A 13673-nucleotide genomic window follows, 5' to 3' on the forward strand; every position below is an offset into this window, starting at 1 on the left:
GTGGAGCTGGACGATCACCGAAGTCACGCTTTGGACGGTCATCAAACGAACGTTGTGGACGATCACCGAAACCGCCTTCACGACGTGGAGCAGGACGATCACCAAAGTCACGACGTGGACGATCTTCGCCAAATGCTGGACGTTCGCCACGAGGTTTGTCATCGAAGCTACGACGTGGACGATCATCACCGCCTTCACGACGTTTGAAGTTGCTTTCGCCTTCAAAACGACGACCGCCACCGAAACCACCACGACCGCCATCACGACGACCGCCATCACGGCCACGACCGCGACCAGCGCCATCACGGCTACCACGTGCAGGAGGTGGAGATGGCTCAAGACCTTCAATTTCAGATACGTTTAGACGCGCATCAAGGAAGTCTTCCAAAGCACGGATTTTACCGCGTTCACGGTAAGTCGCCAAAGTAATTGCTTTACCAGTACGACCCGCACGACCTGTACGACCGATACGGTGTACATAGTCTTCGTTCTTCATTGGAAGACCGAAGTTGATGACGTGTGAAATAGTTGGTACATCAAGACCACGCGCTGCAACGTCAGTTGCAACCAGAATCTTCGCACGACCTTCACGGATGCTGCGTAAACGACGGTTACGAACAGTTTGTGGCATAGCACCGTGAAGTGCTACAACTGATAGACCTGCTTCAGCAAGTTCTTCAGCCAACATATCTGTGTCTTCTTGAGTTGACGCAAATACAACTGCTTGATCAACGTCTTCTTCGTTTAACCAGTGAGTAAGAAGTTTTTTCTTGTGCTCGAAACCGTCAGTCCAATGCAAAGTCTGAGTAATATCAGTATTTGTAGAGTGACCAGTTTCGATCGAAATACGCATTGGGTCATTCATCATGCGTTCTGCAAGTGTAATGATACGTGGTGCAAAAGTCGCAGAGAACATAAGAGTTTGTTTGCGGTTTGCAGCCAACTCACCAATTGCTTCTAAGTCTTCAGAGAAACCCAGGTCAAGCATACGGTCAGCTTCATCGACGATTAATGCGTCAACTTTATCCAATTTGATTTGACGACGATTCACCAAGTCAAGTAGACGACCTGGAGTTGCAACAACAACTTGCGCGCCTTTTAACTGTTGAATTTGCTTACCAAAAGGCATACCGCCCATGATTGCCGCAATACGCACGCCTTTCATGTGACGTACAAATGCAATCGCGTCTTGACATACCTGTTGTGCCAATTCACGAGTTGGTGAAATCACCAAAATATTTGGTTGAGTAACCGCTTTCATACGGTCTTTAAACGGTACTAATGTATCTTGGTTTGCCAACGCATTTAACGTAGGCAGTAAGAATGCAGCAGTTTTACCAGAACCTGTTTGGCTTGACACAAGAAGGTCTTTGCCTTCAAGCGCAGCTGGAATCGCTTGTTCTTGTACAGGAGTAGGAGTAGTAAAGCCTAAAGCGTCGAGAGCCTGGGTTAGAGATTCGTCGAGGGAAAAATCAGCAAAAGTTTTGCTCATAGAGAGTATTCACCCTGAAGTGGGTGCTCCATTTAATAAATAACAATTATGGACATCGGCAAAAAGCGGCACAGCAAATAATGCTGAAAATATTAGGATTCAGCAGCGATCCGAGTAACGACGATGTGGATATAACGCACGCATGATTACGGCCGCAAACCTGAAGGAATCGCTTAAGCGATTGGGGCGCGAAGGATATGTCCTCTCTATGGACAGCACGCGCATACAATGATTAGAAGATAGTGTTCAGGTAAAGAACAGAAATTAAGTGCGTGGCGGAATTATAGCAGAATATTCCACAATGTCATTAAGTTTTAAAACTAATTTTCCTCTTTCATAATTTATCTATATATTTCTAATACTTAAAATACAATAAAAAATGTAACAGTCGGTATAAAAAGTTACTTTTCGCCAATTCACCTGATATTTCCAGTATTCAAGCAAAGATCAACAACTTTATATCAGTAACTGGTGACCTAGATTCCCATGCATAAAAAAGGCATCCCGAAGGACGCCTTTTCTCAATATTAGATCTGATTCATCTAAACCCGATTATTTTGCTGCTTCGCCCCAAGCAGGAACAACTGCTTGCATTAAAGGCTTAAGCATTTTCATTGAACAAGCCAAAACTTGACCATTTTCCATAGAGTCGCTACCACCACGTGCATCAACTACAGTACCGCCTGCTTCTTTCACGATCAATTCGCCAGCTGCGATATCCCAAGGCTTTAAACCAAGTTCGAAATAACCATCGAAACGACCTGCAGCAACATAGGCTAAATCCAATGCTGCAGAACCTGAACGACGATATTGCGCGCCAGCTTCAGTTACGTTTAACAGGGTTTGAAAATGATTCTTGGCATAAGACACAACTTCGCCATTACGCTTGGCACGATAAGCGTGACCAACAGCCATAAAGGTATTTTCCAGGCTGTCTTTTACATTCACACGAATACGGCGCTGGTTCATCATGGCACCACGACCACGACTGGCAGAGAATAGCTCATCTTTCACCGGGTCATAAATCACCCCGTGTTGAGTAATGCCTTTGTGCTGAACTGCGATAGAGATACAGAAATGCGGGAAACCGTTAATGAAGTTTAAAGTACCATCTAGCGGATCGATCACCCAACACCAATCGGCGTCATGACCTTTACCTTCCTGATAGCCAAACTCTTCACCAAGGAAACTGTGATTTTTATAACTTTTACGTAGGGTATCGATGGTCAACTGTTCCAAATAACGATCTACACGCGTTACCGGACCATCAATTCCTTTTTCTTCGACTTGTAGATCGAGTTTATGACGATTCTGATGCGCTTTTAAAAGCTCTTGACCAACTAACTGAGCCGCACGCGCAGCCATCACCACCATAGGTTCCATTGAACACCCACTACAAATTTGAAGACACTGATAAAGAATAATGCATAAAAGCCCCGATATCTTAGCAAATATCAGGGCTTTTTGGGGAAAAATGTGTCTAAAATTTTTAAGATATTATGACAAGACGCTTTGCCCCAGGCTGGACCAAGCCTGATTGATCGATTTTTCAATGCCTTGCGCATCCAAACCCGCTTGTTGCAACATCTGTGCATGAGTCGCTTGCGCCATAAACGTATCATCCAGACCCAGATTCAACATCGGTTTGACAATCTGTGCTTCTGCCAGATATTCATTCACGGCACTACCTGCACCGCCCATCACTGCATGTTCTTCCACCGTGACAAACAGACTGGTGCTTAAAGCGAGATCATCGAGCATTTGAGTATCCAGTGGTTTGACAAAACGCATGTTAACCACACGCACGCCAATCTCATGTTTCACGGCAAATGCTTCAGCAGCGTCGACTGCAGCCTGTACCCGGCTACCAAATGCCAGTACAGAAATATATTCGTCATACTGCCCATTAAAACTGGCTACGATTTCCGCCTGACCGATCGGAATCTCAACCATCTTTTGCTGAATCTCGACGCCCAGTCCATTGCCACGCGGATAACGTACCGCTGCCGGTCCTGGATATAAATACGCAGTATGCAACATTTGACGACATTCATTTTCGTCTTTCGGCGCCATGATCACGATATTCGGGATAGTACGCATATAGGCATAGTCATAAGCACCGGCATGGGTCGGGCCATCTTCACCGACCAGACCAGCACGATCAATACCGAAAGTAACATCCAGATTCTGCAAAGCCACGTCATGTACCAGTTGATCATAACCGCGTTGCAGGAAAGTCGAGTAAATTGCAACCACCGGCTTCAAGCCTTCACAAGCCATACCGGCAGCCAAGGTAACTGCATGCTGTTCGGCAATCGCGACATCAAAGAAACGTTCTGGATATTCTTTGGCAAATTTGACCATGCCTGAGCCTTCGCACATCGCAGGTGTGATTGCGAGCAAACGGGCATCTTGTGCCGCTTCATCACAAAGCCATTGTCCAAATACATCCGAATATTTCGGTGCAGTATTGCTGGCGGCAACGGCGTTGATTTTGCTAATCGCGTGATATTTGATTTGATCCGATTCTGCCGGAGCAAAGCCTTTGCCTTTTTTAGTATAGATATGAATCAGGCGTGGGCCTTTACGCTTTTTCAGCGCATTAAAGACATGCACCAGCTGTTTGACATCATGACCATCGTACGGGCCAAAATAGTCAAAGCCAATGGCTTGGAATAAGTTATCTGCAGCATCGGTCGCTGCACTGTGCAAACGCGAGTTATACAACCATTCTGGATGTGGCTGTACATATGCCTCACCCTGCTCGGTAACATTAACGAACTCACCGCGCTCCCAAATGGCAGCCAGATGTTTGGCAAAACCACCGGTACTGCAAGAAATCGACATATCATTGTCGTTCAGCACCACCATCAGATCAGCACTGTGTGCCACGGCATCATTCAAGGCTTCAAAAGCCATACCTGCCGTCATGGCGCCATCGCCAATAATTGACACAACTTCACACGGATTATTCTGATAACGACGTGCAAGCGCCATACCTAGGCCAGCAGAAATTGCCGTCGAAGAATGCCCTACCCCAAAAGTATCAAACTCAGATTCTTCACGAGCCGGGAACGCTGCCAGACCGTCTTTGGCACGAATGGTGGTGAGCTGTTCACGACGACCAGTCAACACTTTATGCGGATAGGCCTGATGACCTACATCCCAGATCAGGCGATCATGTGGCGTATTAAAGCAATAGTGTAAGGCCACGGTGAGCTCAATTACACCGAGGTTGGCACCAAAATGTCCGCCACTTTGCCCGGCAGCATACAAAATGAATTGACGTAACTCATCCGCCACTTGTTCCAGCTGGCTTTGCTCGAGTGCACGCAGTTGCTCAGGATGATTGATCGCATCAAGCAACGGTGTTACAGGGCGTTGAGTTGGGATTTCTGTATACAGCATATTATGGCAAAGCCTTCTAAAGCCTGGCAAATCTAAAGCTAGGTCAATGGGGAGTACCCGATCATATAGCTGAATTGTAGCAGCTTCAATTCAGCTACGCTTCTAGCGATGCAATATTAAACAATGATCTCGTCGGGGTGAAAAATTGCAGCCTACGATTATCCTGAATAATCTTACTATTTATCAACTATTATCGTTCGCTTTCTACAAAAAAGAAAATCTATTGCAGAATTTCGACTTTGCAATTCTACCAATGTTCAAGCATTACGCTATACTTTAGCCAATTTCAGGATTTAACGGGTTCAGCTGTGCCAATCGAATTTGTCGCAACGTCAAGATTACCTACCGCTCACGGTGAATTTAAAATTACTGTATTTCAAGACCCTAAGACTGGCGAAGAACATGTCGCACTTTCCAAAGGACTTGAAGAAGTATCAGATGAGCCGGTGGTGGTGCGTGTACATTCTGAATGTTTAACCGGTGACGCCTTTGCTTCACTCAAATGCGACTGTGGCCCGCAATTGCAAGCGACTTTAAAACTGATCAATGAATTAGGCCGCGGGGTCATTCTGTATTTGCGTCAGGAAGGTCGTGGCATTGGCCTGACCAATAAAATTCGCGCTTATGCCCTGCAAGATCAGGGACATGACACCGTAGATGCCAATTTAATGCTGAACCTGCCAGCAGATGCACGTCAGTATGATATGTGCAGCATCATGCTGGATCATTTACAGGTGAAAGCAGTACGTCTCGTGACCAATAATCCTTCCAAAATTGAGGCTTTAAAAGCCCAGGGGATTAATGTGATCGATCGTGTGCCTTTGACTGTGGGTTTAAACCCTTTTAATGAACAATATCTCAAGACCAAGCACGAACGCATGGCACATCTTTATAAAAAGGATGATTTTTAATATTTTTAACCCCCGTCCCACCTTATTTTAACTTAATCCCTCCAAACCTCCCTTTCTTGCGCTTCGACTTAAAGCCATACTTAAGTCTTGCTCAGGGAGGCTTTCCCTCTTTTTCTTAAAAATGGAGTTAGGGGAAGATTAAATCGTCATGGAAAAAATCCGGTTCTCTGGCACCCGCTGCTTTAAACGTAAATCAAAAGCCATACAAATATTGCGTACAAATGGTTTCCCTTTCTCCAGTATCGTGACTGACGAGTCTGAAAATTGAATCAAACCATCCTGTTCCATTTCCTCAAGCTGTTCCAAAACTTCATCAATTTCAGGGAAACGTAATTCGGGATTTCCCCATGATGTGCTAAAGCTGCACATCAGATTTAGAATATGTTGCCGAATAATCAGATCTTCCTGATTTAAGACATGCCCTTTAAATACCGGAATTTCATTGCGCGCCAGGCATTCATAATATTCTTCAATGGTTTTCACATTCTGCGCAAAGCTGTACCAGCTATCACTGATTGAAGAAATGCCTAGCCCAATCATCACCTGGGTTTTAGAGGCTGTGTATCCCATAAAGTTGCGGTGCAATGTTCCCGCTTGAAAGGACTGGTACATCGCATCTTTCTCTAAGGCAAAATGATCCATACCGATTTCATGATAGCCATGTGCCAGAAGTTTCTTTTTACCCGCTTCATAGCATTCCCGTTTGATCGCATCTTTGGGCACATCGGCATCTTTAAAACCGCGCTGACCATTACCTTTAATCCAGGGCACATGTGCATAGCTATATAAAGCCAGACGGTCCGGCAAGAGCGAATTGGTTTGTTCAATAGTATTTAAAACATCATCCAGACTCTGAAATGGCAGACCAAAGACCAGATCATGGGAAATCGATTCATAGCCAATTTCTCGCGCCCATTCGGTCACCTGTTTAACATTTTCATAAGGCTGAATCCGGTGAATCGCCTTTTGCACGGTTTCGTTATAATCCTGCACACCATAACTGACCCGACGAAAACCCAGGTCATACAATCCCTGCAAATGTTCACGCGTAGTATTATTGGGATGACCTTCGAAACTGAATTCATACTCAGGCGCTACGTCTGCTTTGGCCAGAATGCCTTGAATTAGTTGAGCCAGATGTGCCATTGAAAAAAAGGTCGGCGTTCCTCCACCAAAATGAATCTCTTTAATGATGGGCTTTTCTTGTAATAACTCGCAATATAGATCCCATTCTTTCAGCAGTGCCTGAATATAAGGTTGTTCGACTTCATGGCGTTTGGTCACGCGCTTATGACACCCGCAGAAGGTACACAGGCTTTCGCAAAATGGCAGGTGGATATACAAGCTAATGCCTTCGCTTTGATTGGATTCATCAAAAGACTTTTTTAGCGTTTGCTTCCATTGTTCCAGCGAGAAATTCTGCTCTTCCCAATACGGAACAGTGGGATAACTGGTATAGCGTGGCCCGGGAACATTGTATTTTTGAATCAGGGAATTGACCTGTACCGACATGAGACCCACCTATTACCGTCGAGAAATGCTCAAGCCAATGAGCGCTTGTGAGTTATTGTGCTGAGCTTAAAAAAAGAATTCAACCTAGCCATTTAGTCGGATTTAATGATGCATTCTGCTTATGAATAGTGGAATGTAATGTCTGGGCTGATGAATTGCATCACCAAATTAGACCTTAATCTTTGACTGATTTTATGCTTTGATGTCGTTAGTTTTTTATTTCCCTACGAGGGCTCTGATGCAGCATCCTACATCTACGGATATTCAACACGTTCGTGAATTTCTCCTCGACTTGCAGGCACGGATTTGTGCAGCATTAGAACAGCAGGAACGTGCTGGCGGCGGTACGGCCGAATTTATCATCGATGACTGGGAGCGTCCAGAAGGTGGTGGTGGCCGTTCACGTGTTTTGCAAAATGGTACGGTGATTGAAAAAGGCGGGGTGATGTTCTCCCACATCAACATTTCAAAACTGCCTGCTTCTGCGACTGAACGCCATCCCAATATTGCCGGTGCCAAAGCGCAAGCGATGGGTGTATCACTGGTGATTCATCCCAAAAACCCGAATGTACCGACTTCGCATGCCAACGTGCGTTTATTTGTCGCAGAAAAAGAAGGCCAGGATCCGATCTGGTGGTTTGGTGGCGGTTTTGACCTGACCCCGTTTTATCCGAATGATGAAGATGTACTGTCTTGGCATCAAACGGCGCATGATCTATGTGCGCCATTCGGCGAAGAGGTTTATCCTGAACATAAACAATGGTGTGATGATTATTTTTATCTGAAACATCGTGATGAACAGCGTGGCGTTGGCGGCTTGTTTTTTGACGACCTGAATCAATGGGATTTTGAAACCTGTTTCCAGTATATGCAGGCTGTAGGCAATGGATATCTAGAAGCCATTCTGCCGATTTTCCAGCGCAATCAGGATAAGCCTTATACCGAAGCACAACGCGAGTTTCAGTTATACCGTCGCGGCCGTTATGTGGAATACAATCTGGTTTATGACCGCGGCACCCTGTTTGGCTTGCAGACTGGTGGCCGGATTGAATCGATTCTGGTCAGCCTGCCCCCGCTTACCGGATGGTCATATCGCCCTGAATGGGATGAGGGCTCACCGGAAAAACGTTTAACAGATTACTACCTGAAACCACATAACTGGTTAACAGAATTAAAATCCAACGCAATGAAATGATACAAACGGCCCTCAAATAGAGGGCTGTTTTAATAAATATATCCTCTATACTGCTGCATAGAAATACCTGATTTGATCGCGGCACCCTATCGCTACATCGATCATATTCCATTTGATGTCTAGTGAGAATAACAATGCATAATCTTCAATTAAATCTACCTGTGTTGGCCTTTTGGCTTTTTCTGGCTCTCGCCATCAGCGCGATGAGTACCGCAATTTTGAGTCACAACCTGATTCTGGATGGCGCCGCTATTCTGGTGAGTATCCTGACTGGGTTTGGGGTTGTTCTCAGTATGGCGCTGATGTTTGCGGAACATATTATGGATATTTGCAGTTCCTAAAACCCGGATCACTTAACAGCAATTTAAAATCGCGCAGGCTTTAGTCTCTGCGCTTTTTCACGTATATTGATGGCCATTTCCGCACATGGACATTGTGAAATGAGCAAACAATTTTCCGTGATTGGTAACCCGATTGAACAATCACGTTCTCCAGAATTGCATCACGCCTTTGCTGCTAAAACTGGTGTCGACCTGAGTTACACCAAGCGTCTGGCGCCACTGGATGGCTTCGTAGCCAACATTCAGGAATTCTTTAGCAATGGCGGTAGTGGCATGAATGTCACCGTACCCTTTAAAGAACAGGCTTTTGCCCACTGTCAGGTGCTGAGTGAACGGGCCAAAATTGCCAAAGCCGTGAATACGCTATGGATGGAAAATGGTGTGCTGCATGGCGACAATACCGATGGTCAGGGACTGGTTGAAGCAATTCGAGCACTAGATTGGCCACTGGAAAATACAGATATTTTAATTATTGGTGCAGGCGGTGCCACGCGTGGTGTAATCTATCCCCTAGCCCAGGCAGGTGCGAAAAAAATCGTGATCGCCAATCGTACCTTGGCACGGGCGGAACAACTGGTCGCTGATCTTCAGAATGCCGTACCGCAAGTCGAATTACAGGCGATTTCACTAGACAATTTAGCCGGTGAATTTGATTTGGTGATTAATGCCACCTCTGCCAGCCTCAGTGGTGATGCTTTGGTTTTACCAGAGGCGTTACAGTTTAAACGGGCCTATGAAATGGCCTATGGCAAACCTTCTTCCTTTCTCGATCAAGCCAAAGTACGCGGTGTACCGACATCTGAAGGTTTTGGCATGCTGGTCGGTCAGGCAATTGAATCTTTTTACATCTGGAATGGTATCAAGCCGGATTTAAAAGAGTTTCTTTAAAACCCCTATCTCTCCAATGAGTTCAGTTCGGGTTGCAACTGCAACCCTTTACTCTCCTCCTACTACTTTTTATAAGCTGAAAAACCATGAATTGGTTTTAATGACATTTTAGAATGAGTTATTTTGCGACCTGAATCCGAGCACAATTCATACAAAAATATACTGGACCAATCATCTTTTAACTCATTAAATTCCATTGATATAACAAGTTTTTAATCTTCCTGTAATGTAAACACCTAATGATGAAATTCGATGATTTCATTCATTAGCCTTAAAAATCGATTCGCTTTTCTGACATTTTTATTCACTGAATTCATCAATGTTTTTTTATCCCGAATGTGAATAATCAAAGAATCGATACAGATAATCCAAAACTAATTTCAATCAGGATTAAACGCATGCCAGCATATAAAGCCCCTTTACACGACATTCGCTTCCTTATGAATGAAGTGCTTGACTACCCTGCGCACTACCAGAATTTGTCGAATGGTGAATATGCCGATGCCGACACGGTAGATATGATCTTAGAAGGCGCTGCAGATTTCTGTGAAAATGTACTGTCGCCGTTGAATCAAAGCGGTGATGAAGAAGGCTGTCATTTTGAAAATGGCGAAGTAAAAACACCGAAAGGCTTTAAAGAAGCTTACGACCAGTTCGTACAAGGTGGCTGGCAAGGTCTGTCTTATCCTGAAGAATTTGGTGGCCAAAACCTGCCAATGTCTTTAAACCTGATCAAATCGGAAATGATGGGGACTGCAAACTGGTCATTCCAGATGTATCCGGGTTTAAGTGTGGGTTGTATCAACACTATCATGCAATATGGTACCGATGAGCAGAAAAACACGTATCTGCCTCACTTAGTTGCAGGAACTTGGGCGGGCACCATGTGTCTGACTGAGCCGCAATGTGGTACTGACTTGGGTCAAGTTAAGACCAAAGCAGAGCCGAAAGAAGATGGCAGCTATGCCATTTCAGGCACCAAAATCTTTATTTCCGCAGGTGAGCACGACCTGACTGAAAATATCGTACATATCGTACTGGCACGCCTTCCAGATGCGCCGCAAGGTACCAAAGGGATTTCTTTGTTTATCGTACCGAAATTTATTGCTGCTGCAGATGGCGGGATCGGCGAGCGTAATCCAGTGAACTGCGGTTCGATTGAACACAAAATGGGGATTCGCGCTTCAGCAACGGCTGTACTGAATTTTGACAATGCGACTGGCTACCTGATTGGCGAACCGAATAAAGGCTTGCACGCTATGTTCACCTTTATGAACACGGCGCGTATTGGTACTGCGATTCAGGGTATTTGTCATGCTGAATTGTCATTCCAGGGTGCTTTACCGTATGCCAAAGAGCGTATGTCAATGCGCGCCCTGTCTGGCAAAAAAGATCCGGAAAAAGTAGCGGATGCGATCATTCACCATGCTGATGTCCGCCGTATGCTATTGACGCAAAAAGCCATTGCTGAAGGTGGCCGTGCCATGATTTATCATGCAGCAAAAATTGCCGACAACATGAATGATGCTTTGCTGCGTGGCGATACTGCAGCATTTGAACAGCATGATGACCATCTTGGGTTCTATACTCCAATCCTGAAAGGCTTCCTGACCGAAATGGGTTATGAGGCATCAAATCACGGTATGCAAGTCTTCGGTGGACATGGCTATATCAAAGAATGGGGCATGGAACAGATCGTACGTGACTCACGTATCTCTACCCTGTATGAAGGCACAACAGGTGTTCAGGCACTGGATCTGATTGGCCGTAAAGTGCTGTTGACATCAAAAGGTAAAGTTATTCGTGATTACACTGCTGAAATCCTGAAATTCTGCGGTCAGCATGCACGCAATAAATACATGCGCCGCTTTGCCTGGGATTTGACCAAGCTATGTGCACAGTGGAATGCGTTAACCGTGCGTATCATGCTGGCTGCACGTAAGGATCGTGACATTGTGTCTTCTGCGTCAGTCGATTTCCTAATGTTCTCCGGTTATGTGATGATGGCCTACTTCTGGGCACAGCAAGCTGCAGTCGCTTCAGCCAAACTAGCTTCTAATGACGGTACGGAAGTTCCAGAATTCTATAAAGCGAAAATCAAAACTGCCGATTTCTACTTTGAACGTATTCTGCCACGTACTCAAGGTCATGCTGAAGCGATGGTGAATCCCTCTAAAACCATGACGGCACTGGCACCAGAACACTTTAGCTTTGACTACTAAGCTGTAAATTGAGTTAAAAAGGGCGCTTCGGCGCTCTTTTTATTGATGTAGATACCCTTGTTTAACTTAAAAAACCTTTCTGGATAGAAAATATACAAATTTAATTTTATATTTTTCAACATCCTAATAAATTAGCCAAATAAAACGCTTGTATATCTGAAAATAAGCGGTATGATAATCCCAACTAGAAAAATTCTTGTTTTGGTTAGTCTTCTTTTAAGTATCGCAGTTTTAGTCATAAACCTTCGTATTACAGATCAAAAAGCTCCATCCTTTTTATTTTTCAAAGTTACAGTTAGTCATCTGAAATTTTGGCTATAAATTCATACGATTCAATAGGTTATATTATGTCTAATACAGTTAACGGTACAGTAAAATGGTTCAACGAAACTAAAGGTTTCGGTTTCATTCAACAAGAATCAGGTCCAGACGTTTTTGCTCACTTCAGCGAAATCACTGGTTCAGGTTTCAAAACTTTAGTTGAAGGCCAAAAGGTTTCTTTCAGCGTAGCTCAAGGTCAAAAAGGCCCTACAGCTGTAAATATCGTTGCTCTATAATTTAGAAGCAAGATATTGAAAAAAAGCACTCTTAGAGTGCTTTTTTTGTGCCTATCATTTTCTCATACCGCTCTAGTTTTTAAAGATCATTGGGTTGATCTAAAAAACGGTGTGCTCTATGCCAGGCTAAAAATACCGGATCAGGGGCAAAACGTTTTGGTACGTCGATTCGCTTACCGTGATAGGGTTTTAAATAGGCGTATAAACTCGCATCTTGCTTGGCCTGATTCGCGATACACACTTTAAGCCCTTCATCCAACGTGATAAATCCCTGATCGAAAGCTTGATCCAATAAAGAAGATAAACAAATTCCATTACGCGGATTTTTTCGATGTGCCTGATTTTCAGACCAGGGTACGATATGAGAAGCCACTAAAAAGGCTTTGGCCTTAATGCCTGAGATCGCACATTGATATTGATAATTAAGTTTAACTTGTAAAGCAAATTTCTGGTGTGGCGAACCGCGAACCTTTACCCTTGCATATTGATCTTCAACACTATAATCAAGGATTTCTTGACGCAAATGCATATCTAGTAAAGTGTCCTGTTTTTCTCCTCTTCCCGCTAATTTAAGTAATCGCCAAAAATCATCTGCCGTGATCTCATTCATGCCATATTGTTGAAAAAAATGTGCCCAAGTATTTCCGCGTGGTTTAAAAGTCCATTGAAAATCTTCCAAATCGGACTGCAGAATAGGATCTATAAAACGTATACCATCAATCACTTCCGCAAAGACCGGTTTGGTTTGGCGTTTTTGATGATTTTGAGGAATGGCAGTAGGTGCAATAATCTTGGCTATACGGCCTGCACCATAAAGATAGAATTGATTTTTAATTTCAGAGGCTTTTTGCGGTCGTCGATATAAAAAGAAATCCCCTTCCCTGACTCGATTATATTTAGACTGATCCCAATGATATTCTTTAAAGTCCCGATCTTCATAAACCAGATGATCACTTTTACTATCAAAAATAAAGAATCGGGTATCGGTTAAATCCATCTGTTGAAAAGCCCATAATGTATCCACCTGCCCACCCTCTAGAAATTATAATATTCATTTAATTTAATCTTTGAATATTCTCAGAAAACTTCTCTTTAAGAAAGCGTCAATCAGACTTTAGGCATTTTATTTAAGGCAATAAAAAACCCC

11 protein-coding genes are annotated in these 13673 nt (G+C 44.0%); 6 read left to right on the top strand and 5 right to left on the bottom strand.

Translation table 11 applies throughout. The features are described from left to right. From NI462_RS13420 to dxs, 3 genes are all read right to left on the bottom strand, one after another. Window positions 1-1492: DEAD/DEAH box helicase (locus NI462_RS13420; protein WP_253161002.1), on the bottom strand; the 1492-nt coding region annotated here is incomplete at its 3' end. A gap of 552 nt (window positions 1493-2044) precedes the next feature. Continuing rightward, complete coding sequence (locus NI462_RS13425; protein ID WP_004281534.1) at window positions 2045-2875, bottom strand: inositol monophosphatase family protein; 831 nt, start codon at window positions 2873-2875, stop codon at window positions 2045-2047. Window positions 2876-2989: 114 nt separating this feature from the next. Then, on the bottom strand, window positions 2990-4900 hold the full coding sequence (gene dxs, locus NI462_RS13430) for a 1-deoxy-D-xylulose-5-phosphate synthase (protein WP_253161004.1): 1911 nt from the start codon (window positions 4898-4900) through the stop codon (window positions 2990-2992). A gap of 308 nt (window positions 4901-5208) precedes the next feature. Here dxs and ribA point away from each other — a divergent pair, with 308 nt between their 5' ends. Further along, window positions 5209-5811, top strand: coding sequence for a GTP cyclohydrolase II (gene ribA, locus NI462_RS13435; protein WP_004645027.1), 603 nt, complete (start codon window positions 5209-5211; stop codon window positions 5809-5811). Window positions 5812-5949: 138 nt separating this feature from the next. Here ribA and hemN read toward each other — a convergent pair whose 3' ends face one another. Continuing rightward, window positions 5950-7323, bottom strand: a complete 1374-nt coding sequence (gene hemN, locus NI462_RS13440; RefSeq protein ID WP_253161006.1) for an oxygen-independent coproporphyrinogen III oxidase — start codon at window positions 7321-7323, stop codon at window positions 5950-5952. A gap of 238 nt (window positions 7324-7561) precedes the next feature. Here hemN and hemF point away from each other — a divergent pair, with 238 nt between their 5' ends. The 5 genes from hemF (at window position 7562) to NI462_RS13465 (ending at window position 12526) form a co-directional block, all read left to right on the top strand. Beyond that, window positions 7562-8518 carry an oxygen-dependent coproporphyrinogen oxidase gene (gene hemF, locus NI462_RS13445; protein ID WP_253100537.1) on the top strand — a complete coding sequence of 319 codons (957 nt, stop codon included), beginning with the start codon at window positions 7562-7564 and terminating at the stop codon, window positions 8516-8518. 134 nt (window positions 8519-8652) lie between these two features. Then, window positions 8653-8859, top strand: coding sequence for a hypothetical protein (locus tag NI462_RS13450; RefSeq protein WP_004281539.1), 207 nt, complete (start codon window positions 8653-8655; stop codon window positions 8857-8859). Window positions 8860-8958: 99 nt separating this feature from the next. Beyond that, entirely contained in the window at window positions 8959-9747 is a 789-nt protein-coding gene (gene aroE / locus NI462_RS13455) for a shikimate dehydrogenase (protein WP_253161008.1), read from the top strand. A gap of 398 nt (window positions 9748-10145) precedes the next feature. Further along, window positions 10146-11969 (top strand): acyl-CoA dehydrogenase C-terminal domain-containing protein, encoded by a 1824-nt coding sequence (locus NI462_RS13460; protein ID WP_005249863.1) that lies wholly within the window; start codon window positions 10146-10148, stop codon window positions 11967-11969. Window positions 11970-12316: 347 nt separating this feature from the next. Beyond that, window positions 12317-12526 (top strand): cold-shock protein, encoded by a 210-nt coding sequence (locus NI462_RS13465; protein WP_004281542.1) that lies wholly within the window; start codon window positions 12317-12319, stop codon window positions 12524-12526. 79 nt (window positions 12527-12605) lie between these two features. Here NI462_RS13465 and NI462_RS13470 read toward each other — a convergent pair whose 3' ends face one another. Then, complete coding sequence (locus NI462_RS13470; RefSeq protein ID WP_253161010.1) at window positions 12606-13550, bottom strand: HNH endonuclease; 945 nt, start codon at window positions 13548-13550, stop codon at window positions 12606-12608. Window positions 13551-13673: the final 123 nt, after the last annotated feature.

It is taken from the genome of Acinetobacter lwoffii (assembly GCF_024129715.1).
Taxonomy (GTDB): domain Bacteria; phylum Pseudomonadota; class Gammaproteobacteria; order Pseudomonadales; family Moraxellaceae; genus Acinetobacter; species Acinetobacter lwoffii_U.